Genomic DNA, 21,986 nt, shown 5'->3' with positions numbered 1-21,986 from the left:
AACATCATCAAACGAATTCCTCTGATTGTTCATGTCTTTAAATAATTCCCCTGCCGATCCGCGCCTGTCCCAGTTGCAAGAATGGCTGCCCACCCTCGCAGTCCCCACCAAGGTCGAGACGCTGCGTCCCGCTTCGGCCGACGCCAGCTTCCGCCGTTATTTCCGCGTGGACACGCCGGACGGTAAAACGCTGATCGCCATGGATGCGCCGCCGCCGCAAGAAAACGTGCGCCCGTTCATCCACGTCGCCGAGGTCTTCGGAAAAACCGGCGTGTCGGTGCCGACGGTGCTGGCGCAGGATGTCGAACGCGGCTTCCTGCTGCTGTCGGACCTGGGCACGACCACTTACCTGAACCAGCTCAATAACGACACCGCCCACAAGCTCTACATCGACGCCATCGACGCGCTGGTGCTGCTGCAGACCCAGAGCAAGCCGGATGTGCTGCCGGAATATGATCGCGCCCTGCTGTCGCGTGAGCTGCAACTGTTTCCCGATTGGTACATCGCCAAGCACCTGAACGTGACGCTGACCGACGATCAGAAGAACACGCTGACCAAGGTGTTCGACTCCCTGCTCGCCAATAACCTGGCGCAGACGCAGGTGTTCGTTCATCGCGACTACCACTCGCGCAACCTGATGGTCCTGCCGACCGGCAATCCGGGCATTATCGATTTCCAGGATGCGGTGTACGGGCCGATCACGTACGACCTGGTTTCACTGCTGCGCGACGCCTACATCCAGTGGGACGAAGAAATGGTGCTTGACTGGGTCATCCGCTATTGGGAACGCGCCAGGCGCGCCGGTTTGCCTGTGGCGCCGGATATCGATACCTTCTACCGCGATTTCGAATTCATGGGCCTGCAGCGCCATCTGAAAGTGCTCGGCATATTTGCACGCCTTTACCATCGCGACGGCAAGGATGCCTATCTGAAGGACATGCCGCTGGTCATGGAATACACGCTCAAGGCCGCGCGCCGCTACAACGCGCTGATCCCGCTGGTCAGACTGATCGAGAAGCTGGAAGACAAAGCGCCGCAAGTCGGCTATACATTCTGAGGCCGGATACGCCATGAAAGCGATGATTTTTGCCGCCGGCCGCGGCGAGCGCATGCGCCCCCTGACCGACACCTGTCCCAAACCCCTGCTGAAAGTACGCGGCCGTCCGCTGATCGTCTGGCAGATCCTGAACCTGGTGCGCGCCGGCATCACCGAGATCGTGATCAACCACGCGCATCTTGGCCACCTGTTTGAAGAAACCTTGGGCGACGGCACGCAGTTCGGCGCCCGGATTCACTACTCCTCCGAAGGCACTGCGCTGGAAACCGCCGGCGGCATCGCCAAGGCACGCCACCTGCTCGGCGAAGAAGCATTCGTCGCCATCTCCGGCGACATCTATATCCCCCATTTTGATTTCGAACAGGTCAAGACCGTTCTCGAAGACAACGACCTGTGGGGAAATCCGATACCATTGGACAAGCGCGACGTCGCCTGGATTTATCTGGTGAAAAACCCGCCGCATCACCCCACCGGCGATTTTGCGCTGAACAGTTTTTCGATCGCCAACGAAGGCTCGCCCTTGTTCACCTTCGCCAATATCGGCGTGTACCGGCCGCAAATGTTCGACGCCATCACCCCGGGTGAACACGCCAAGCTCGGACCGCTGCTGCGCGAATACGCAGCGCGCGGCCAGGTCGGCGGAGAAATTTACCGCGGCGAATGGATCAACGTCGGCACCGTCGAACAGCTGGAAGAATTGAATACGCCCCTCGCCGGCAGATAATCCGGATCATCCGGAAGAAAGCACCAAGATGACCACAGCTTCCTTTACCGCCCGCCGCGCCCAGTTGATCGCGCAGATGCAAGCAAAAGGCGGCGGCGTCGCCGTCATCCCGACCGCGCACGAAGTCATGCGCAACCGCGACGCCGACTATCCTTATCGCCACGACAGTTATTTCTACTATCTGTCCGGCTTCACGGAACCGGAAGCGGTCATCATCCTGATTGCTGCGCCCGGCAAGGACAGCCGCAGCATCCTGTTCTGCCGCGACAAAAACCTTGAACGCGAAATCTGGGATGGCTATCGCTACGGCCCCGATGCCGCGCGCCAGGAATTCGGTTTCGACGAAGCCTTCGCCGTCGATACGCTGGACAAGGAAATGCCGCAATTGCTGGCCGATGCACCGGCCGTCTTTTATGCGCTGGGCCACGACGTCAAGCGCGACGCGCAATTGCAGGGATGGCTGCAAAGCGTGCGTGCGTTGGGTCGCTCGGGCATCACCGCGCCATCGTCCATCGTCGACGTCAATGTGCTGCTGGACGAGATGCGCCTGTTCAAGGACGCGAGCGAAATCGCAGTGATGAAACGTGCCGGCATCATTTCTGCCGAAGCGCATTGCCGCGCCATGCGCCTGTCGCGTCCCGGCCTGCGTGAATATCACCTGGAAGCCGAGCTGCTGCACGAATTCCGCAACAACGGTTCGCAATATCCTGCCTACGGCTCCATCGTCGCCACCGGCGCCAACGCCTGCGTGCTGCACTACCGTGCCGGCGACGCCGAGCTCAAGGACGGCGACCTGGTGCTGATCGACGCCGGCTGCGAGCTCGACAGCTATGCGTCCGACATCACGCGCACCTTCCCGGCCAACGGCAAGTTCTCCGGCCCGCAAAAGGAGTTGTACGAAATCGTCCTGGCCGCACAAGACGCCGCCATCGCCGACACCCGCCCCGGCAAGCGCTTCATGGACGGCCACGACGCGGCCGTGCGCGTGCTGGCGCAAGGCATGCTCGACACCGGCCTGCTCGACAAGAACAAGGTCGGCTCGCTTGACGACGTGATCGCCAAAGGCGACTACCGCCAGTTCTACATGCACCGCACCGGCCACTGGCTGGGCATGGACGTGCATGACGTCGGCGAATACCGCGACCCGGCCACCGCCGACGGCGACAAGCCGTGGCGCACGCTGCAACCGGGCATGGTTCTGACGGTCGAGCCGGGCATTTACGTGCGTCCTGGCGAAGGCGTGCCGGAAAAATACTGGCACATCGGCATCCGCATCGAAGACGACGCTCATGTCACGCCGGACGGTTGTGAAATCCTGACCACGGCGGTGCCCAACAAAGTGGCCGACATCGAAGCGCTGATGCGCTCGGCGTGAATCGTGACGGCCATGTTTCCACGCCTGCCATGAGTTCTTCCGACACCGCCACTCCAGTCCGGCCGGATTACGACGTCATCATCTGCGGCGCCGGCCCGGTCGGCCTCAGCGTCGCCACGCTGCTGTACAAGCGCGGCATGCCGGCGCACCGCATCGCGCTGATCGACGCCAAGTCGGGCGAACAGGCGGAGCAAGATCCGCGCACGATTGCGCTCTCGCACGGCAGCCAGCAAATCCTGCATGAAATCGGCGCCTGGTCCCTGATGGCGCCGTCGGTGACGTCCATCAACCAGATCCACGTGTCGCGACGCAAGCATTTCGGTCGCACGCTGATCAATCGCGAAGACTATGACCTGCCCGCGCTCGGCTACGTGGTGCGGTATGGCGCGCTGGTGAAGGCCTTGTCGGCAGCACTCACTCCGAACGGAGTGACCGTGCTGCGTCCGGCACAGGTGTCCGCCATCGACGAGCAAGGTTTGCAGGCCAGCGTACAACTGGCCGACGGCCGCAGTTTCAGCGCCGGCATCGTGGTGCAGGCCGAAGGCGGCGTGTTCTCGGAACAAACCGCCAAGGCGGTGCAACGCGACTACGATCAGGTCGCCATCGTCGCCCACGTCACCGCCACGGCCACGATCGCCCATCGCGCCTTCGAACGCTTTACTGCGCAAGGGCCGCTGGCTTTGCTGCCGCAGGATGACGGATATGCGTTGGTGTGGTGTGTGCGTCCGGACACGGCGAAGCATCTGTTGGCGCTTGATGACAACGCTTTCTTGCATGAACTCGGCGAAGTCTTCGGCGGACGCGTCGGACGTTTTTCTTCCAGCAGCGCCCGCCATAGCTATCCGCTGGGCCTGAATGCCGCCCCTGGCGCCTCCGCCCGCACCGTTGCCATCGGCAACGCCGCGCAAACCCTGCACCCGGTCGCCGGCCAGGGACTCAATCTCGGCTTGCGCGACGCCGTGGTATTGGCCAGCGCGCTGACGCGCACAAGCTCCGGGCCGGCCGCACTCGAACACTTCGCGGCGCAACGGCGTCGCGACCGCAATGCCACGATCAAGCTCACCGATGTGATGGCGCGGGTTTTTGCCAGCGCGCCGGATGGTGCGCCGTCACAAGCCTTGCTTGGTTTGTCATTGGGACTGATCGACGTGGCAGCGCCGGCGAAACGGGTGCTGGCGGAGCAGATGATGTTCGGCTGGCGTTAATAGTCGGCCCTGAATCCCTTGCCCGCAGCGCCCGGCATGAGACAATGCAGCATTGCCGCACGCTTGCGGTCCCGACCGATAAGACCATGAAATAAGATCATGAAACAAGATCCCCGCTTCCCCAATCTGTTCATCCTCAACCACCCGCTGATCCAGCACAAGCTCTCACACATGCGCGACAAGCGCACCTCGACGCGCACCTTCCGCGACTTGCTGCGCGAGATCACCTTGCTGATGGGCTACGAAATCACGCGCGATCTGCCGCTGACCACCGAGTCGATCGAAACGCCTCTGGTCACTTATGATGCACCCGTCATCGCCGGCAAGAAGCTGGCCGTGGTTCCCGTGCTGCGCGCCGGCATCGGCATGAGCGACGGCTTGCTGGAGCTGATCCCGTCGGCGCGCGTCGGCCATATCGGAGTCTATCGCAACGACCAGCATCAGCCGGTGGAATACCTGGTGCGCCTGCCCGACCTGCAAGACCGCACCATGATCTTGTGCGATCCGATGGTGGCGACCGGCAACTCCGCCGTGTATGCCGTCGATGTCCTGAAGAAACGCGGCGTGACGGCGGAGAACATCATTTTCGTCGCGCTGGTGGCGGCGCCCGAAGGAGTACAGGTATTCCATGATGCGCATCCGGACGTGAAGCTGTACGTCGCTTCGCTCGATTCGCACCTCGACAGCCATGCCTACATCGTGCCGGGCCTGGGTGACGCCGGCGACCGGATTTTCGGCACCAAGTAAATCTCTGCATCATGAAAAAAAGCCGCCGGGTTTTGAATCCGGCGGCTTTTTTTATCTCATCCGATCACAGCTTACTCAACAGCCTTGACCATATCTTCGATGACCTTCTTGGCGTCGCCGAAGACCATCATGGTCTTGTCCATGTAGAACAGTTCATTGTCCAGACCGGCGTAACCGGCGGCCATCGAACGCTTGTTGACGATGACCGTCTTGGCCTTGTACGCCTCCAGGATCGGCATGCCGGCGATCGACGACTTCGGATCCTTCGCAGCCGGGTTCACCACGTCGTTGGCGCCCAGCACCAGCACCACGTCGGCCTGGCCGAACTCGCTGTTGATGTCTTCCATTTCGAAGACCTGGTCGTAAGGCACTTCCGCTTCGGCCAGCAGCACGTTCATGTGACCCGGCATACGACCGGCCACAGGATGGATTGCATACTTCACGATCACGCCCTTGTGGGTCAGCTTCTCGGTCAGCTCTTTCAGTGCATGCTGCGCACGCGCTACCGCCAGGCCGTAGCCCGGGACAATAATCACGGTTTCCGCATTGCCCATCAGGAAGGCCGCATCGTCAGCCGAGCCCGACTTGACGTTACGCTGCGCCTGACCGCCAACCGCCGCGGCAGCCGCCGGATCTCCGCCAAAACCACCGAGGATCACGTTGAAGAACGAACGGTTCATCGCCTTGCACATGATGTACGAGAGGATCGCGCCGCTTGATCCGACCAGCGAACCGGCAATGATCAGCATCGAATTGTTCAGAGAGAAACCGATGCCCGCCGCCGCCCAGCCGGAGTAGCTGTTCAGCATCGACACCACCACCGGCATGTCGGCGCCGCCGATCGGGATGATGATCAATACGCCGAGCACGAAGGCGATGGCCGCCATGACGATGAACGGCAGCCAGTTCTGCGTCAGCACGAAGATCACGCCGAAGCCGATCATCGCCACCGCCAGCAACAGGTTCAGCATGTGCTGGCCGGAGAAGCTGACCGGCGCGCCTTGGAACAGGCGGAACTTGTACTTGCCCGACAGCTTGCCGAACGCAATCACCGAACCGGAGAACGTGATCGCGCCGACGAAGGTCCCGATAAACAATTCAACGCGATTGCCCAGCGGGATCGCTTCGCCGTGCGCGGCGATGTTGAAGGCCCAGGGTTCGGCCACGGCCGCAACGGCAATACAGACTGCCGCCAGACCGATCAGCGAGTGCATCGCCGCGACCAGTTCCGGCATCTTGGTCATTTCGACGCTCTTGGCCAGATAGGCGCCGATGCCGCCGCCGACCACGACACCGCCGGCCACCAGCCAGAGGCCGATGCCCGACGTCGGCATGTCGCCCTTGAGCTTGATGATCAGCGCCAGCGTAGTGACCACCGCAATGGCCATGCCGGCGATGCCGAAGGCGTTGCCGCGACGCGCCGTCGATGGATGCGACAGACCTTTCAGCGCCTGGATGAAGAACACCGAGGCCACCAGGTACAGCAGGGTTACCAGATTCATGCTCATGCTTATGCCCCCGCCTTGTCTGTCTTGGTTTTAGGTTCTTTTTTCTTGAACATCTCCAGCATGCGCTGCGTGACCATGAAACCGCCGAAGACGTTGACCGCCGCCAGCGCCACGGCCAGCGTGCCGGCGATGCGGCCGACCGGTCCTTCGGTCAGGCCCGCAGCCAGCATGGCGCCGATGATGATGATCGCCGAGATGGCGTTGGTGACTGCCATCAGCGGCGTGTGCAAGGCCGGCGTAACGGTCCAGACCACGTGGTAGCCGACGTAGATCGCCAGTACGAAGATGATCAGGTTGATGATGGTGTGACTGACTTCCATGGTGTCATTCCTTTCTGTGGCTGCGGCATGAATTTAAATATCCATGCCGCGACCTGTTTGGTTTTATATGGCTTTCAGGCTGGTGATGTGATTCTTGTCGTCGACGAAGACGATCTTCGGTACATAGCTGGCGATTTCTGCGTCCGTCATGGGTGCATAGGTGCAGATGATCAGCAGATCGCCCAGGTGCGCGCGGCGGGCTGCCGCGCCGTTCAGGGAGATCTCGCCGCTGCCACGCTTGCCGCGGATAGCGTAGGTGGAGAAGCGTTCGCCGTTGTTGACGTTGTACAGCTCGATCTTTTCAAATTCACGGATATCGGCGGCGTCCAGCAGGTCTTCGTCGATACCGCAGGAACCTTCGTAGTTCAGGTCACATTCGGTCACAGTCGCGCGGTGAATCTTCGCGCGCAGCATGATTCGTTGCATAAGGCTTTACTCTTTAATTCTTGGTTCTGCTCCGGCGCGCTTGCGCGAACCGGCATGGATAAGATGTTGCATTGATGCTGCTTTATTTGCGCAGCACTTCGCCGCCGCTGCACAGCAAGGTCGCCGCGACGATGTCGTCTTCGCGGTTGATGACCAGCTTGCCTTCGGCGTCGACGATCAGCTTGAGGAAATCGAGCACGTTGCGCGAATACAGGGCCGAAGCGTCAGCCGCCACCAGCGCCGCCAGATTGCCTTCGCCGATGATGTGCACGCCGTGCTTGATCACGGTCTTGCCCGGCTCTGACAACGGACAGTTGCCGCCCTGGTCGACCGCCATGTCGAGGATGACCGAACCCGGCTTCATGGCCTTGACGGTTTCTTCGCTGATCAGCACCGGCGCCTTGCGGCCGGGAATCAGCGCAGTGGTGATGATGATGTCGGCCTGCTTGGCGCGTTCGTGCACCAGTTCAGCCTGGCGGCGCATCCAGTCGGCCGGCATCGGACGGGCATAGCCGCCGACGCCCTGGGCGATTTCCTTTTCTTCCTCGGTGATGAAGGGGACGTCGAGGAATTTGGCGCCCAGGGATTCAATCTGTTCCTTGACGGCTGGACGCACGTCGGATGCTTCGATCACCGCGCCGAGGCGCTTGGCGGTTGCGATTGCCTGCAGGCCGGCCACACCGGCGCCCATGATCAGCATGCGCGCGGCCTTGACGGTGCCGGCGGCGGTCATCAGCATCGGCATGAAGCGCTGATAGGTATTGGCAGCCATCAGCACGGCCTTGTAGCCGGCAATGTTGGCCTGTGAGGACAGCACGTCCATCGACTGTGCACGAGTGGTGCGCGGCGCGGCTTCCAGCGCGAAAGCGGTCAGTCCGGCGGCAGCCATCGCTGCGAGGTTGTCGGCATCGAATGGATTCAGGATGCCGACCACGACGGTGCCCGACTTCAGGCGCGCACGTTCATCTGCACTCGGTGCACGCACCTTGAGCAATGCTTCAGCACCATAAACGTCGGCCTTGGCTGCGATGACCGCACCGGCAGCGACATAGGCTTCGTCCGTAATGCTGGATTTGATGCCGGCCCCCGACTCCACCAGCACTTCATGTTTGGCGGCGACCAGCTTCTTGACCGTTTCCGGGGTTGCCGCAACGCGTGTTTCTCCGTCCCGACTTTCGACGGGGATGCCTAGCCTCATTCAGAGCTCCTGTAGTTGTAAATTCTTACCGGAATCTTACACGTAAAATTTAAAGATCAACAACTTTGCGCAAAAGCTTTACAGGAGCCGGTACTCGCATATGCGATGCGTTCCGGGCCGCCGCGCTGAAGCCTTTGCTCAGCCACGGTAAAATGTCGGCTCTTGTAAGGAATATTATGTCTGAAGTCTGGAAGCCCTCCGTCACAGTCGCCGCGATTATTGAGCGCGAGGGCCGTTTTTTGATGATAGAAGAGGAAGCCGGCGACGGCTTGCGCCTGAACCAGCCGGCCGGCCACCTGGAGCAGGGCGAGATGCTGACGCAAGCGGTGGTGCGCGAGGCACTGGAAGAATCCGCCCACGATTTCGAACCAACCGCGCTGATCGGCATGTATATGTCGCGCAACGTCTCGTCCTCGCGCGGCGGTGCCGACACGACCTATTTGCGTTTCGCCTTTGCTGGAAAATTGGGCGCGCAGCACGACCGTCCGCTCGATGACGGCATCGTGCGCACACTCTGGATGACACGCGACGAAATCGCCGCCAGCCGCGAACGCCATCGAAGCCCGCTGGTGCTGCGCTGCGTGGACGATTACCTCAGCGGCCAGCGCGGTCCGCTGTCGCTGCTGTATACCGACGCGAGTGTGACGGCAGCAGTCGGGATTGATGCAGGAGTTGCCCATGGCTAAGAAAAAAGTGGTGATCGGCATGTCCGGCGGCGTCGACTCGTCGGTCTCGGCCTGGCTGCTGAAAGAACAGGGTTATGAAGTCATTGGCCTGTTCATGAAGAACTGGGAAGACGACGACGATTCCGAATACTGTTCGACGCGCCAGGACTGGATCGATGCAGTCAGCGTCGCCGACGTGGTTGGCGTCGACATCGAAGCGGTCAACTTTGCCTCCGAATACAAGGACCGCGTGTTCGCCGAATTTCTGCGCGAATACCAGGCCGGCCGTACCCCCAACCCGGACGTGCTGTGCAACGCCGAGATCAAGTTCAAGGCCTTCCTCGACCACGCCATGCACCTGGGCGCGGATCTGATCGCCACCGGCCACTACGCGCGCGTGCGCGAGAATCCGGCCGGCAAGTTCGAACTGATGAAAGCGGTCGACGCCAGCAAGGACCAGAGCTATTTCCTGCACCGGCTTAACCAGGCGCAATTGTCGAAGACGCTGTTTCCGCTTGGAGAAATCCACAAGACCGAAGTGCGCAAGATCGCCGAGCAGCTGAAACTGCCGAATGCGGCCAAGAAGGACTCGACCGGCATTTGCTTCATCGGCGAGCGGCCGTTCCGGGAATTCCTTAATCGCTACCTGTCCTACGAACCCGGCCCGATGAAGACGCCCGAGGGCGACATCGTGGGCGAACACGTCGGCCTGAGCTTCTACACGCTGGGCCAGCGCAAGGGCATCGGACTGGGCGGCATCAAGGCGCACCAGAACGCCGACGGCAACAGCGACGCCTGGTACGTCGCCCGCAAGGACGTCGAAACCAACACGCTCTATATCGTGCAGGGTCATGACCATCCGTGGCTGCTGTCGGCGCAGCTCGGCGCCAGCCAGATCAGCTGGGTGGCCGGAGCAGCCCCCGACATGGCCGAACTGAGCGCCAAGACGCGCTACCGTCAAGCTGACGTACCCTGCTCGTTCAGCGATGCCGGCGGCCGCTTTGACCTGCGCTTCGCCGACCCGCAATGGGCCGTGACGCCGGGCCAGTCGGCAGTTCTGTACCAGGGCGATGTTTGCCTCGGTGGCGGCATTATCGAGTCCGTGTAAGCGCTTCTTCTCCTTCAGAAACGCCCCGCTTGCCTTGCGCAGCGGGGCGTTTTTGCTTTTTCGGCAACGGAAATTCCACTTGCCGGTTTCCCTGCGGCAAGAAACTCGCAACAAATCATAAAAGAGCTTGCAATCTGGGATCAAATGACGAATAATCTAAATAAGAATTGTTCGCATTTAATAGGAGGTCGTGATGAACCAACTGATCGAGCACGGAACCGAGCGTCGCAACAAGCCAGCCACTGCAGCAAATGGCTCCCCCATTACTCGCATCAAGAGCCAGGATTTGTTCCGGCAAATGCGCGAGCTGGAAATCGACCACGGCGGTCGTATTTACAAACTGCGTCTGACACAACTGAACAAATTGATTCTGACGGCGTAACCATATTAACGAGTCGCTTCAGGATTCGTAGTGAAGCGATGTAAAACCAGCCAGCCAACGGTGATGCCATGCGTTACGCGTTAGCCAGCCAAGCTAGCCGATTAAGGAGAGTTTGATGGTTACCGACAAAATGGATTCCGCGTTCGTGGAACCAAATAACGCACCGGCACAGCCAGAGCTGCTGGTCTCAGCAGTGCTGCATTTGATGTCTCATTACACTGCCAGTAATCAGGAAACCAAAAGCTGCGTCAAATTGGCGTCAGTGATTGAACGACACCTGAAGGCGCTGGCGGATTTGCCGAATCTGGCGCCGGTATTGCGGGCAACTTGCCAACAATTATCGGAACAGTGGGGAACCGTAGTGGAACGGACAATGCCGCAACCCGAGAAATTTAATCTGTTCGCTCGCATCGTTTCAGGAGCGAGATCCATTTAAGAGCCTACATACCCGGGCGGCAAGGCGTACAATGATCGTATGTGTTTGTAACAACATTTCCGAAGGCAAGATTCACCAGGCAGTGAACGCAGGCATGACTACCATGTCCGAGCTTCGCAAGGAGCTCGGTATTGGCACTTCCTGCGGAAAATGCCACACCTGCGCCAAGCATGTCCTCCGCGAATGTCTGAGCAACTCCAATCAAACACGCAACACAGTGCAGACTCTGGTATTCCGTGCGAATACCATGATTGCCTAAAGATCATTTCATTCATGAACGCTTCATCGCCTACTATGAGTAGCAGCTCGTCCAATCCCGTTGGTCTCGCTTGGCGCCAGGTCAAGAAAATCGGCCCGCTCGGCTTCATCATCCTGCTGCACATCGCCTTCTTCTATGCATTGCAAAGCGGCCTGATCCATCAGGTCGCCAGCGCGATCCCGAAGGAAGTGATCGCCACTTTCATCACGCCTGAGCGTGCGCCCGAACCGGCGCCGCCAAAAGCGCCACCGGCGCCGCCCAAGGTCGTTCCCGTGGTCAGGAAGTCAGTGACGCCACCGCCGCCAATCCCGGTTACGCAAGCACCGGCGCCAACCGCCATCAGCGCACCGCCAACGCCGCCCCAACCGGCTGAACCATCGCCGCCAGCCGCCGCTCCAGCGCAGGCCCCTGCATCGCCGCCAGGTCCGCCGCCGATCAAACAGATTACCTCCGGCATCGAATACATTGAACCCCCGCGCGTCAGCTACCCTGCCGCTTCCAAGCGTATGGGCGAAGAAGGCGTCGTCCAATTCCGGGTACTGGTCAATACCGGAGGCAGAGCCGAAAAAGTCGACATCATCAAAGGCTCGGGCTCATCCCGCCTGGATGATGAAGCGCGACGCGCAGTCATGCGCGCGGTATTCAAACCCTATATCGAAGACGGCAAGGCAATTGTCGTGTCCGCCACCGGCGTCATCAATTTCAAGCTCGATCGCTAATTTATTCGCTCATTCGTTCATTTATTCATTCGTCTGTTCATTCAAGTCAATAAGCAAAGGAAGTCATCATGGAAGTAAGTCCGTACGGATTGGAAAGCCTGTGGGCGCAAGGGGATTTCGTCACTAAAGGCGTCGCAGTGCTGCTGGTCGCCATGTCGATCGCATCCTGGTATGTCATCGTCACCAAGGCGCTGCAACTGCTGCGCTTCCGTCGCGCATCCGATGCGGCCGGCCATGCATTCTGGGATACCACCAGCCTGCCGGAAGGCGTCGCCACACTGGGCAACGACAACCCATTCGCCGAAGTCGCCAAAGCAGGCGTCACATCGATGAGCCACCATACTGCCCACAAGGGCCACCTGCATGACCAACTCTCGGTCAGCGACTGGGTGACACTGTCGCTGCGTCAGGCCATCGACGAAGCATCGGGCAAGCTGCAAACCGGCATGGCCGTGCTGGCGTCGGTCGGCTCGACCGCGCCGTTCGTCGGTCTGTTCGGCACCGTCTGGGGCATTTACCACGCACTGGTGTCGATCGGCACTTCCGGCCAAGCCAGTATCGACAAGGTCGCAGGCCCTGTCGGCGAAGCGCTGATCATGACTGCGCTGGGTCTGGCAGTGGCGATTCCTGCAACCTTCGGCTACAACGCCCTGGTGCGCGGTAACAAGACCACGATCGCCAAGCTGAACAAATTCGGTTTCGACCTGCACGCGTTGTTTGTCACCGGCGCCCGCTCTGCCAACGAGGACGCCGAAACAGGCGCCACCAAAAGCGCCAAGCTGACGGCTGTCGGGAGAGCGTAATGGCGATGGGTTCCCTGTCCGATTCGGACGACGACTTCAACCCGGAGATCAACACCACGCCGCTGGTCGACGTGATGCTGGTGCTGCTGATTATTTTCATCATCACCATCCCGGTCATGAATCATGCGGTGAAGATCGATTTGCCGCGCGCCACCAACCAGCCGGATGAGCCGAAACCGCAAAACATCAGCCTGTCGATCGATGCTTCCGGCAAGGTGTTCTGGAATGAAGAAGCGATCGACAGCGAGCAATTGACTGCACGTATCGCCGAAGCCGCCAAGAAGCAACCGCAACCCGAATTGCATCTGCGCGCTGAACGCACAACGCAATACGAAAAAGTCGCGCAAGTGATGGCGGCGGCCCAGTCGGGCGGCCTGTCCAAGATCGGCTTCGTCACCGACCCGCAAGCGAAATAAGTCTCTGCCGTTTCGCTGCCAGCAAAGCCCCCACCCTCGCCGGCGGGGGCTTTGTTTTTGCAGGCCAGGAACAAATCTCATTGCGCGATAGAAATAAAGTAAGAATGATTCGCGCTAATTTAAGGTGAAGTCTGTAACCCGCTGCGCTATGATGCGTCCGTTCACACGGCTGAGCTTCATGTGCGCCGGATTGCTTATCCACCCCGCCAGCCGATCTTCTTCCCACCCTATTCTCAGAGGTACCTATGAAAGGCGATCCAGCGGTCATCAAACTGCTCAATGCTCAGTTAACCAACGAACTGACAGCGATCAACCAGTATTTTTTGCATGCCCGCATGTACAAGCATTGGGGCTTTGAAAAAATTGCAAAGAAAGAATACGCAGAATCCATCGGTGAAATGAAACACGCCGACAAGCTGATCGACCGCATCCTGATGCTGGACGGTTTGCCGAACCTGCAGGCCTTGCACAAGCTGATGATCGGCGAGAATACGCCCGAGATGCTGCAATGTGACCTGAACCTGGAAAAAGCTGCGCACAAGACCGTCAAGGAAGGCATTGCCACTTGCGAACAGCATGGCGATTATGTCTCGCGAGAACTGTTCCAGATGATTCTCGACGATACCGAAGAACATATTGACTGGCTCGAAACCCAGCTCGATATCATCGACAAGATCGGCATCCAGAACTACCTGCAAACGCAGATCATCGCAGAGTAAAGAACCAATCCTGCTTCGAGAGCCGACGCTCTCGGGCGAGGGCGTAAAAAAAGCGCAACCTTCCGGGGTTGCGCTTTTTTTTCCTGAGACGCCGTGATCTGCATTGACACGCAGAGACACCACTCTTACTGCGGGAAGGTATCCCTGAACGACTGACGTTCCGACAGCTTCTCGTACAGGCGCAGCAATTCCGGATAGTTGTCTTTCCATTTGGTTTCCGGGAAACGAAACTCCAGCCATCCCAACGCACAGCCGACGGAGACGTCCGCCAGAGTGTAGTGATTGCCGACGCAATAATTCTTTTCACCCAGACCCACCGACATTGCCTTCAGGCCGGCTTCGACCTTGCTCCATTGCCGCTTGATCCATTCCGGACTTTGCTGGCGTGTCGGGCGCTTCTTTTCAAGACGAACCAGGATGGCGGCTTCGAGCAAGCCATCGGCCAACGCCTCCCAGCATTTGACTTCGGCGCGCTCGCGACCGCTGGTCGGCATCAACTTGCCAACCGGCGTCAGAATATCGAGGTATTCGGAAATCACGCGCGAATCGAACATGGCACCACCATCGTCCATCATCAGACACGGTACTTTGCCGAGGGGATTGAATTGCTGGATCGTGGTGGTCTCACTCCATACGTCTTCCAGCACCAATTCGAAATCGATCTTTTTTTCCGCCATGACAATGCGGACTTTGCGAGCGTAAGGGCTTACCAGCGAGGCGATCAGTTTCATAACATTTCTTGTAATAATCCGGCCCGATTATAGCATCGGGGATTGACCATCAACGCCTGAGACGGCCGTCCGGAGGACAAGCGGCAACGTTCCGGATTACGGGCCCGGGCAATGGTAAAATCGCGAGTCAACGCAGGTCCGCAGCGCCGCCGGACCAAGACAGCACGCATTGCGAGCCCTGCGCATCTTATTTTCAACGTCTTTTCATCCGCATATCATCATGTCCCTTTCCGCACTTTCCGCCCTCTCCCCGCTCGACGGCCGTTACGCCGCAAAAACCGACAAGCTTCGTCCCATCCTGTCCGAAGCAGGTTTCATGCATCATCGGGTGAAAGTGGAAATTGCCTGGCTGCAAGCTTTGTCGGCTGCCGGTTTTGCCGAGATCAAGCCTTTCTCCGCCAACGCCACCGCGCTGCTGGACAAGCTGGCCGCCGACTTCACCGAAGCAGACGCCGCCCGCATCAAGGAGATCGAAGCCGTCACCAACCATGACGTCAAGGCGGTCGAATACTGGCTCAAGGAAAAGGTCAAGGACGTGCCGGAGCTGGTCGCCGCCTCCGAATTCATCCATTTCGCCTGCACCTCCGAAGACATCAACAACACCTCGCACGGCATGATGCTCAAGTCCGCGCGCGACACCGTCGTGTTGCCGGCATTGCAAGGCCTGATCGCCAAGCTGACCGAACTGGCGCATGAACACGCCGCCGTGCCGATGATGTCGCGCACCCACGGCCAGCCGGCGAGCCCGACCACGCTGGGCAAAGAAATCGCCAACGTCGTCGCCCGCCTGCAGCGCGCCGTCAAACGCATCGCCGCCGTCGAGATCCTTGGCAAGATGAACGGTGCTGTCGGCAATTACAACGCCCACCTGTCCGCCTATCCGGAAACCGACTGGGCGGCGTTCTCCAAGAACGTCATCGAACAGCGCCTGGGCCTGGTGTTCAATCCGTACACCATCCAGATCGAACCGCACGACTACATGGCCGAACTGTTCGACGCCGTGGCGCGCGCCAACACCATCCTGCTGGATCTGAACCGTGACATCTGGGGCTACATCTCGCTGGGTTATTTCAAGCAGCGCACCAAGGCCGGTGAAATCGGCTCTTCGACCATGCCGCACAAGGTCAATCCGATCGACTTCGAGAATTCCGAAGGCAACCTCGGCATGGCCAACGCCGTGCTCAAGCACCTGTCGGAAAAACTGCCGGTCTCGCGCTGGCAGCGCGACCTGACCGACTCGACCGTGCTGCGCAACATCGGCGTGGCATTCGGCTATGCGGTGCTGGCCTATGACAGCTGCCTGCGCGGCCTCAACAAGCTGGAAGTCAATCCGACACGCCTGGCTGCCGATCTGGACACCACCTGGGAAGTACTGGCCGAGCCGGTGCAAACCGTGATGCGCCGTTACGGCATCGAAAATCCGTACGAGCAGTTGAAAGAGCTGACCCGCGGCAAAGGCATTTCCAAGGATGCGCTGCGCGACTTCATCAACGGCCTGGCCATTCCGCAAAACGCCAAGGACCATTTGCTGGCGATGACGCCGGCGAATTACATCGGCGAAGCGATCGCACTGGCCAAAAATATTTGATCATTGCAACGATCGGGCGGAAACCAAAGCCGCCCGGTCCACTCAAATTGCGCGGTAATCAGCTTCATTCACAACATCAATGGATGAGTGAAATCAAATCTGCCTATCTATTGCCGCCGATGAAAACACCTTATTCTGTTGAGTTACCCTACCGGCACCTCCCGACTGCGCGAGATCAGACTCGGCACGCGGTCGCGCCAATGCCGGTACGATGCAGAACAACCCGCTGCACAACCTGATACTCCACCAGCAATCGCCATGGAACGCTACACAAAACCCGCCATCCTGTTGCACTGGCTCATTGCTCTGCTGATCATTGCCGCCTTCGCGCTCGGCGTGACGATGACCGACATTCCCGGCCTGACGCCGACCAAGCTCAAATATTTTTCCTGGCATAAGTGGCTGGGCGTGACCGTACTCGCTCTGGCTTGCCTGCGCCTGCTCTGGCGCCTGACGCATGCAGCGCCGGCATATCCGGCGCAGATACCGCGCTGGCAGCAAGGCGCCGCGCATGCGCTGCATTTCCTGCTGTATATCCTGATTTTCGCGATTCCGGTTTCCGGCTATCTGTACAGCCTTGCCGCCGGCATTCCCGTGGTCTATCTCGGCGTGCTGCCGCTGCCGGTGATCATCGATCCGAATCCCGAACTCAAACCCTTGCTCAAGCTGGTGCATTACTGGCTGAACATGACTTTGCTAGCCGCTTTCTGCCTGCATGTGCTGGCCGCACTGAAGCATCAATTCATCGATCGCGACGGTGTGCTCAGACGTATCCTGCCCTGATCATCTTTCCCGAGGAAATTTCATGACTCTGCGTACTACATTGGTCCATGCCATGCTCGGCGGCATCGCCGTCTTCGGCCTGGCCGCCTCCTCCGCTGCCATTGCAGCCCCGCTCAAAGTCGACACTGCCAAAAGCACGGTCGGCGCCGTCTTCAAGCAACTGAACGTGCCGGTCGAAGCAAAATTCAAGAAATTCGTCGCCCAGATCGATTTCGACAGCGCCAAACCCGACGCCGCCAAAGCCAGCGTGGACATCGACATCGCCAGCTTCGACCTGGGCGAGGCTGAGTACAACAAGGAAGTGCTGAAGAAGGAATGGTTCAACGCCGCGCAATTCCCCAAGGCCACCTTCGTCGCCAGCTCGATCAAGCCGACTGCGGGCGCACCGGCCGGCACCAAGTATGACGTCGCCGGCAAACTGACCATCAAGGGCAAGACTGCGGACGTGCACTTCCCGCTGACGGTCAAGAAAGAAGGCAGCGGCCAGACTTTTGACGGCGCCTTGCCGATCAAGCGCCTGGCGTTCAACATCGGCGAAGGCGAATGGAAAGACACCGGCATGGTCGCCGACGAAGTGACGATCAAGTTCCACGTCGTCACCACACCTTAAGACTTACTTATAACAAAGCGTTTCGACACCCCACTGCTCATTGAAAAGGATTCACCATGAAACTGAAATTCGCCCTGATTTCCCTGCTGGCGGCAACATCCGTCACGGCTTTCGCCGCCGATACCTACACCATCGATCCAAGCCATACCTATCCAAGCTTTGAAGCGGATCACATGGGCATTTCCGTATGGCGCGGCAAGTTCACCAAGACTTCCGGCACCGTGACGTTGGATCGCGCGGCCAAGACCGGCTCGCTGGACATCACCATCGACGCATCGTCAGTCGACTTCGGTCACGCCAAGCTCAATGACCACGTCAAGAGCGCCGATGTGTTCGACGTGCAGAAATTCCCGACCGCCACGTACAAGGGCACGTCGATCAAGTTCGACGGCGACAAGCCGGTTGCCGTCGACGGCGAGCTGACTTTGCATGGCGTGACCAAGCCGGTGCAACTGAAGATCAACAAGTTCACTTGCATCCAGCATCCGATGCTCAAGCGTGAAGTCTGCGGCGCCGACGCATCGGGAACCTTCAACCGCACCGACTTCGGCATCAACTACGCCGTGCCGCCGTTCGCACCGGAAGTCAAGCTGGCGATCCAGGTCGAAGCGATCAAGTCCAACTGATCCGCCCCCCTTCCGGAAAGGCCGATGCGTGTCATGCGCATCGGCCTTTTTTTGTTCCATATCATAGGTTGCATCCGCACTCCCGCGCATAATGGGCACAGGCCTGAAAACGCCCTTCCGCCCGCCTCGCGGGGTGATGGAAGGCGCTGCCCAAGTGCAAGTTTTTTGAAAACGCGCTACTCTAGCGCAGTTCCCGCGGTACCTATTTAGGATAAAGCAACGATGTCGATAGCAGATCTTCGCAAGGATTACAGCCGCGCCAGTTTGTCGGAAAACGACGTCGCCACCGATCCTGTTGTTCAATTTTCAACATGGTTCGATGAGGCGCTGAAAGCGGAACTCCCCGAGCCCAATGCCATGAGCGTAGCCACCGTCGGTGCCGACGGTCGGCCGTCATCGCGCATTGTGCTGCTCAAGCAGGTCGACGCCGCCGGTTTTACCTGGTTCACCAACTATCACAGCCGCAAGGGACGCGACATTGAGGAACATCCTTATGTCGCCTTATTGTTCCATTGGGTAGAACTAGAACGCCAGGTTCGTATCGAAGGAAGGATAGAGCAGGTCGCCGCGGCCGAAAGCGACGCCTATTTTTTCAGCCGTCCGCTACGCAGCCAACTGGGCGCCATCGCTTCCGAGCAAAGCGCGCCGGTCGACAAGCGCGAAACGCTGGAAACGCAGTTCACTGCAGTGGAACAAAAATACGGAGCGCATCCGGTTCGCCCCGTGCATTGGGGCGGTTACCGCGTGATACCGGAAAAAATCGAATTCTGGCAAGGTCGGCCGTCTCGCCTGCATGACCGCGTTGTCTATACGCGCGGAGCAGACGGTACGTGGAGCCGGCAACGCCTGCAGCCCTAGCCTGTCTTTGTTGACGACGCCATCGGAAAGGGCCGCGCTACAGCATCATTACTCGCACGGAGGGAATTATCGTGTTTTGGGAAAAGAAGCTAGCAGCTTGGGTCGACAACGTACGACACGCAACGGCATTGCCGTTGCGCCTTGAGTTATGGAACGGCAGCCAATTCGATTTCAGCGACAACGCACCGCAAGTCACCTTGCGCGTGCCGCACGTGTCCGCCCTGCCTTACCTGTTCCGCCCTTCGCTCTCCAATCTGGGAGAAGCCTACGTCGAAGGCAAGATTGACGTTGACGGCCCCGTCGCCAGCATCATCAATGTCGCCAATCTGCTCGCCGCCAAAACCCTGAAAGCCGAAGGCAAGCTTGCCCGTATCGTCCGCACGGTGCGCCACAGCAAGGAAAAGGACGCCGAAGCGATTCGCTACCACTATGACGTCTCGAACGAGTTCTACAAACTCTTTCTGGACGAAAACATGGTGTACTCCTGCGCCTACTTCGAGAACGGCGATGAAGACCTGGCGACCGCCCAGATCAAGAAGATCGATCACATCCTGACCAAAATCAAGGTACGTCCCGGCGACCGGCTGCTCGACATCGGCTGCGGCTGGGGAGCGCTGGTGCTGCGCGCGGCGCAGAAATTCGGCGCGCGCTGCGTCGGCGTCACCTTGTCCGAAAACCAATATGCGCTGGCCAAGGAGCGTGTCGAAAAAGCCGGCCTGAGCGATCGCATCGAAATCCGGCTGCAGGATTATCGCGACGTCACCGGCACCTTCGACCGCATCACCAGTGTAGGCATGTTCGAACACGTCGGCCTGAAGAACCTGCCGATGTACTTTGCACATGTGAACTCGCTGCTCGCCGATGACGGCCTGGTGATGAACCACGGCATCACCAGCACGGACATCGAGAATGGCGAGTCCCCGTATGGCGGTGGTGAATTCGTCGACAAATATGTGTTCCCCGCCGGGGAATTGCCGCATGTCAGCCTGGTGCTGAAGACCATGCAACAAGGCGGGCTGGAAGTTTTCGACGTTGAAAACCTGCGCCGTCACTATGCCAGGACCTGCGCCATCTGGGCCGACAACTTTGAAGCGCGCGCAGAGGAAATCAAGAAGCTGACCGACGAAAAACGCTACCGCATCTGGCGCGTGTATCTCGCCGGCAGTGCGCATTGCTTCGACAAGGACTGGATCTCTCTCTATCAGGTCGTGTGCGGCAAAGCGAATCGCCCTGCCGACGCATTACCGCAATCGCGACGTTATATCTACGACGCTCAGCCGTAGCGACGCAATTGTTCCAATGAAAACAGCCGGCGCTAAGGCCGGCTGTTTTTTTGCTGCGTATCCTTGGCCAATTCCCGGCCAGGATTTATTCGCCCTTGCTCTTCTCTGCGAACACCTGCCGAAATTTTGCCAGCTTCGGCGCCACCACAAAAGCACAATATCCCTGAAAAGGATGCTGCTGGAAGTAATTCTGGTGGTAGTCCTCGGCCTTGTAATATTTTTCCACCGGACTCAGTTCTGTCACGAGCGGTGCATCCCATACCAGCGCCATCTCTGCAATGATGTGCTTGGCAGTATCCTGCTGCTCCGGCGAATCGTAGTAAATCACCGAGCGATACTGCGTACCGACGTCGTTGCCCTGTCGATTCAACGTAGTGGGGTCGTGGATGGTAAAGAAGACTTCCAGAATTTCCCGGAAGCTGATGAGCGCCGGATCGAAGCTCAGCTTCACCACCTCTGCATGGCCGGTATCACCATTGCAGACCTGCTCATAAGTCGGATTCTCTACGTGGCCGCCGGTGTAGCCGGACTCCACGTGCTGCACGCCCTTGAGCTGCTGGTACACGGCTTCAAGGCACCAAAAACACCCGCCGCCAAGAACTGCTGTTTCAGTTGAAGTACTCACGATCGCTCCTGCGTCTGGATTCAAATGGATCTTGCGGCACGTGCTTTGCAATTCATGCCCGCATAGCTACGTTTATACCATTGCTCGCGGACAAAAACCTAGCGTCGGCGAAATGGGCGCTGACGCCGGGGCTTCCAGCCAGACATTTTTCAGCATCTGCAGATGCATCAAAATTCAACAATTTAACGTACCTAAAAGTTACATTCAGAAAATACCCCAGGCTTGTCCCAAGGAGGCCTTGGGTTACGTCCGGTGTTTTTTTGGGCATAATGTCCTACTTGTCAGAACGTTTCCACAGGCCTTAGATGCATTCTCGCTCCCCGCGCGCCACCACGCGCGCTTTTGACGCCGCTCATTTCCGCAAGGCATTGTCCCAGTTCGCAACCGGCGTCACCGTCATCACCACGCGCCTGGACGATGGCACCTTGCTGGGACTGACCGCGAGCTCGTTCAATTCCGTGTCGCTGTCGCCGCCACTGGTGCTGTGGAGCCTGTCCGAACAAGCCAGCAGCATGCCGGTTTTCTCCGGTAATTCGCATTACGTGATCAATATCCTGGGCGCTGAGCAAACTGCGCTGGCGGAACAGTTTTCGCGCAAGTCAGTAGACCGTTTTGACGGCGTTGAATATACCTTGTCGCGCACCGGCCAGCCTGTGCTCAAAGGTGTCTCTGCCTGGTTCGAATGCCATAACCGCAGCCGCTATCCGGAAGGCGATCATGTCATTTTCGTGGGCGAGGTGGAACATTGCGAAGTGATGCCACAAGCTGCACTGGTGTTTCATGATGGCCGGTTCATCAAAACCGCGTCGTGACGA

At 58.9% G+C, this 21,986-nt stretch carries 27 protein-coding genes; 21 read left to right on the top strand and 6 right to left on the bottom strand.

What is annotated here, in order from left to right; all coding sequences use genetic code 11:
• Window positions 1–31 precede the first annotated feature (31 nt).
• The 5 genes from ACIROW_RS09090 (at window position 32) to upp (ending at window position 5,108) form a co-directional block, all read left to right on the top strand.
• Window positions 32–1,057: an aminoglycoside phosphotransferase family protein gene (locus tag ACIROW_RS09090; protein ID WP_402274368.1), complete on the top strand. Its 1,026-nt coding sequence runs from the start codon at window positions 32–34 to the stop codon at window positions 1,055–1,057.
• A 13-nt stretch (window positions 1,058–1,070) separates the two neighbouring features.
• Window positions 1,071–1,781: an N-acetylmuramate alpha-1-phosphate uridylyltransferase MurU gene (gene murU / locus ACIROW_RS09085; protein WP_402274365.1), complete on the top strand. Its 711-nt coding sequence runs from the start codon at window positions 1,071–1,073 to the stop codon at window positions 1,779–1,781.
• 28 nt (window positions 1,782–1,809) lie between these two features.
• Entirely contained in the window at window positions 1,810–3,156 is a 1,347-nt protein-coding gene (gene pepP, locus ACIROW_RS09080) for a Xaa-Pro aminopeptidase (protein WP_402274363.1), read from the top strand.
• Between the two features lie 29 nt (window positions 3,157–3,185).
• The gene (locus ACIROW_RS09075; protein ID WP_402274361.1) at window positions 3,186–4,361 is read left to right on the top strand and encodes an FAD-dependent monooxygenase; all 1,176 of its coding nucleotides are present in this window, start codon (window positions 3,186–3,188) and stop codon (window positions 4,359–4,361) included.
• Between the two features lie 99 nt (window positions 4,362–4,460).
• Window positions 4,461–5,108 carry a uracil phosphoribosyltransferase gene (gene upp, locus ACIROW_RS09070; RefSeq protein WP_094565282.1) on the top strand — a complete coding sequence of 216 codons (648 nt, stop codon included), beginning with the start codon at window positions 4,461–4,463 and terminating at the stop codon, window positions 5,106–5,108.
• A gap of 71 nt (window positions 5,109–5,179) precedes the next feature.
• On the opposite strand, the gene ACIROW_RS09065 is transcribed toward upp, so the two are convergent.
• The 4 genes from ACIROW_RS09065 to ACIROW_RS09050 form a co-directional block, all read right to left on the bottom strand.
• Entirely contained in the window at window positions 5,180–6,616 is a 1,437-nt protein-coding gene (locus ACIROW_RS09065) for an NAD(P)(+) transhydrogenase (Re/Si-specific) subunit beta (protein WP_402274357.1), read from the bottom strand.
• Window positions 6,617–6,618: 2 nt separating this feature from the next.
• The gene (locus ACIROW_RS09060; protein WP_050477435.1) at window positions 6,619–6,936 is read right to left on the bottom strand and encodes an NAD(P) transhydrogenase subunit alpha; all 318 of its coding nucleotides are present in this window, start codon (window positions 6,934–6,936) and stop codon (window positions 6,619–6,621) included.
• A gap of 63 nt (window positions 6,937–6,999) precedes the next feature.
• Window positions 7,000–7,362 (bottom strand): aspartate 1-decarboxylase, encoded by a 363-nt coding sequence (panD, locus tag ACIROW_RS09055; RefSeq protein ID WP_116434006.1) that lies wholly within the window; start codon window positions 7,360–7,362, stop codon window positions 7,000–7,002.
• An 82-nt stretch (window positions 7,363–7,444) separates the two neighbouring features.
• Complete coding sequence (locus ACIROW_RS09050) at window positions 7,445–8,560, bottom strand: Re/Si-specific NAD(P)(+) transhydrogenase subunit alpha (protein WP_402274353.1); 1,116 nt, start codon at window positions 8,558–8,560, stop codon at window positions 7,445–7,447.
• A gap of 176 nt (window positions 8,561–8,736) precedes the next feature.
• On the opposite strand from ACIROW_RS09050, the gene ACIROW_RS09045 reads away from it, so the two are divergent.
• The 9 genes from ACIROW_RS09045 to bfr all read left to right on the top strand — a co-directional run bounded on the left by ACIROW_RS09045 (window position 8,737) and on the right by bfr (window position 14,067).
• Entirely contained in the window at window positions 8,737–9,246 is a 510-nt protein-coding gene (locus ACIROW_RS09045; RefSeq protein WP_402274350.1) for an NUDIX hydrolase, read from the top strand.
• On the top strand, window positions 9,239–10,333 hold the full coding sequence (mnmA, locus tag ACIROW_RS09040) for a tRNA 2-thiouridine(34) synthase MnmA (RefSeq protein ID WP_402274347.1): 1,095 nt from the start codon (window positions 9,239–9,241) through the stop codon (window positions 10,331–10,333). The genes ACIROW_RS09045 and mnmA overlap by 8 nt, the downstream gene beginning before the upstream one ends.
• Window positions 10,334–10,526: 193 nt before the next feature.
• Window positions 10,527–10,715, top strand: a complete 189-nt coding sequence (gene hemP, locus ACIROW_RS09035) for a hemin uptake protein HemP (RefSeq protein WP_016832155.1) — start codon at window positions 10,527–10,529, stop codon at window positions 10,713–10,715.
• Between the two features lie 115 nt (window positions 10,716–10,830).
• Window positions 10,831–11,151 carry a hypothetical protein gene (locus ACIROW_RS09030; RefSeq protein ID WP_016832156.1) on the top strand — a complete coding sequence of 107 codons (321 nt, stop codon included), beginning with the start codon at window positions 10,831–10,833 and terminating at the stop codon, window positions 11,149–11,151.
• A 31-nt stretch (window positions 11,152–11,182) separates the two neighbouring features.
• Window positions 11,183–11,410: a bacterioferritin-associated ferredoxin gene (locus ACIROW_RS09025; protein ID WP_083830777.1), complete on the top strand. Its 228-nt coding sequence runs from the start codon at window positions 11,183–11,185 to the stop codon at window positions 11,408–11,410.
• A 35-nt stretch (window positions 11,411–11,445) separates the two neighbouring features.
• On the top strand, window positions 11,446–12,129 hold the full coding sequence (locus ACIROW_RS09020) for an energy transducer TonB (RefSeq protein ID WP_402274343.1): 684 nt from the start codon (window positions 11,446–11,448) through the stop codon (window positions 12,127–12,129).
• Window positions 12,130–12,197: 68 nt separating this feature from the next.
• Window positions 12,198–12,932 carry a MotA/TolQ/ExbB proton channel family protein gene (locus tag ACIROW_RS09015; RefSeq protein WP_402274340.1) on the top strand — a complete coding sequence of 245 codons (735 nt, stop codon included), beginning with the start codon at window positions 12,198–12,200 and terminating at the stop codon, window positions 12,930–12,932.
• Window positions 12,932–13,348: a biopolymer transporter ExbD gene (locus ACIROW_RS09010; RefSeq protein WP_116434011.1), complete on the top strand. Its 417-nt coding sequence runs from the start codon at window positions 12,932–12,934 to the stop codon at window positions 13,346–13,348. The genes ACIROW_RS09015 and ACIROW_RS09010 overlap by 1 nt, the downstream gene beginning before the upstream one ends.
• A gap of 245 nt (window positions 13,349–13,593) precedes the next feature.
• Window positions 13,594–14,067, top strand: coding sequence for a bacterioferritin (bfr, locus tag ACIROW_RS09005; RefSeq protein ID WP_116434012.1), 474 nt, complete (start codon window positions 13,594–13,596; stop codon window positions 14,065–14,067).
• A gap of 125 nt (window positions 14,068–14,192) precedes the next feature.
• Here the strand turns inward: bfr and ACIROW_RS09000 are convergent, their stop codons facing one another.
• A complete protein-coding gene (locus ACIROW_RS09000; protein ID WP_402274337.1) occupies window positions 14,193–14,798 on the bottom strand; it encodes a glutathione S-transferase N-terminal domain-containing protein in 606 nt (201 codons plus the stop codon).
• Between the two features lie 220 nt (window positions 14,799–15,018).
• On the opposite strand from ACIROW_RS09000, the gene purB reads away from it, so the two are divergent.
• The 6 genes from purB to ACIROW_RS08970 all read left to right on the top strand — a co-directional run bounded on the left by purB (window position 15,019) and on the right by ACIROW_RS08970 (window position 20,546).
• Window positions 15,019–16,386 carry an adenylosuccinate lyase gene (gene purB / locus ACIROW_RS08995; protein ID WP_402274335.1) on the top strand — a complete coding sequence of 456 codons (1,368 nt, stop codon included), beginning with the start codon at window positions 15,019–15,021 and terminating at the stop codon, window positions 16,384–16,386.
• A 258-nt stretch (window positions 16,387–16,644) separates the two neighbouring features.
• A complete protein-coding gene (locus ACIROW_RS08990; RefSeq protein WP_402274333.1) occupies window positions 16,645–17,169 on the top strand; it encodes a cytochrome b in 525 nt (174 codons plus the stop codon).
• A gap of 52 nt (window positions 17,170–17,221) precedes the next feature.
• Complete coding sequence (locus ACIROW_RS08985) at window positions 17,222–17,779, top strand: YceI family protein (RefSeq protein WP_402274959.1); 558 nt, start codon at window positions 17,222–17,224, stop codon at window positions 17,777–17,779.
• 56 nt (window positions 17,780–17,835) lie between these two features.
• Entirely contained in the window at window positions 17,836–18,405 is a 570-nt protein-coding gene (locus ACIROW_RS08980; RefSeq protein WP_402274331.1) for a YceI family protein, read from the top strand.
• 222 nt (window positions 18,406–18,627) lie between these two features.
• The gene (gene pdxH / locus ACIROW_RS08975; RefSeq protein ID WP_402274328.1) at window positions 18,628–19,263 is read left to right on the top strand and encodes a pyridoxamine 5'-phosphate oxidase; all 636 of its coding nucleotides are present in this window, start codon (window positions 18,628–18,630) and stop codon (window positions 19,261–19,263) included.
• Window positions 19,264–19,334: 71 nt separating this feature from the next.
• Window positions 19,335–20,546, top strand: a complete 1,212-nt coding sequence (locus ACIROW_RS08970; protein WP_402274325.1) for a class I SAM-dependent methyltransferase — start codon at window positions 19,335–19,337, stop codon at window positions 20,544–20,546.
• Window positions 20,547–20,631: 85 nt separating this feature from the next.
• On the opposite strand, the gene msrA is transcribed toward ACIROW_RS08970, so the two are convergent.
• Window positions 20,632–21,171: a peptide-methionine (S)-S-oxide reductase MsrA gene (gene msrA, locus ACIROW_RS08965; protein ID WP_402274323.1), complete on the bottom strand. Its 540-nt coding sequence runs from the start codon at window positions 21,169–21,171 to the stop codon at window positions 20,632–20,634.
• Between the two features lie 305 nt (window positions 21,172–21,476).
• Between msrA and ACIROW_RS08960 the strand changes: the two genes are divergently transcribed.
• Complete coding sequence (locus tag ACIROW_RS08960; protein ID WP_402274321.1) at window positions 21,477–21,983, top strand: flavin reductase family protein; 507 nt, start codon at window positions 21,477–21,479, stop codon at window positions 21,981–21,983.
• Window positions 21,984–21,986 lie beyond the last annotated feature (3 nt).

The organism is Herbaspirillum sp. NPDC101397 (assembly GCF_044767325.1).
GTDB lineage: Bacteria > Pseudomonadota > Gammaproteobacteria > Burkholderiales > Burkholderiaceae_D > Herbaspirillum.
This window is presented reverse-complemented; position numbering and strand designations above follow the sequence as displayed.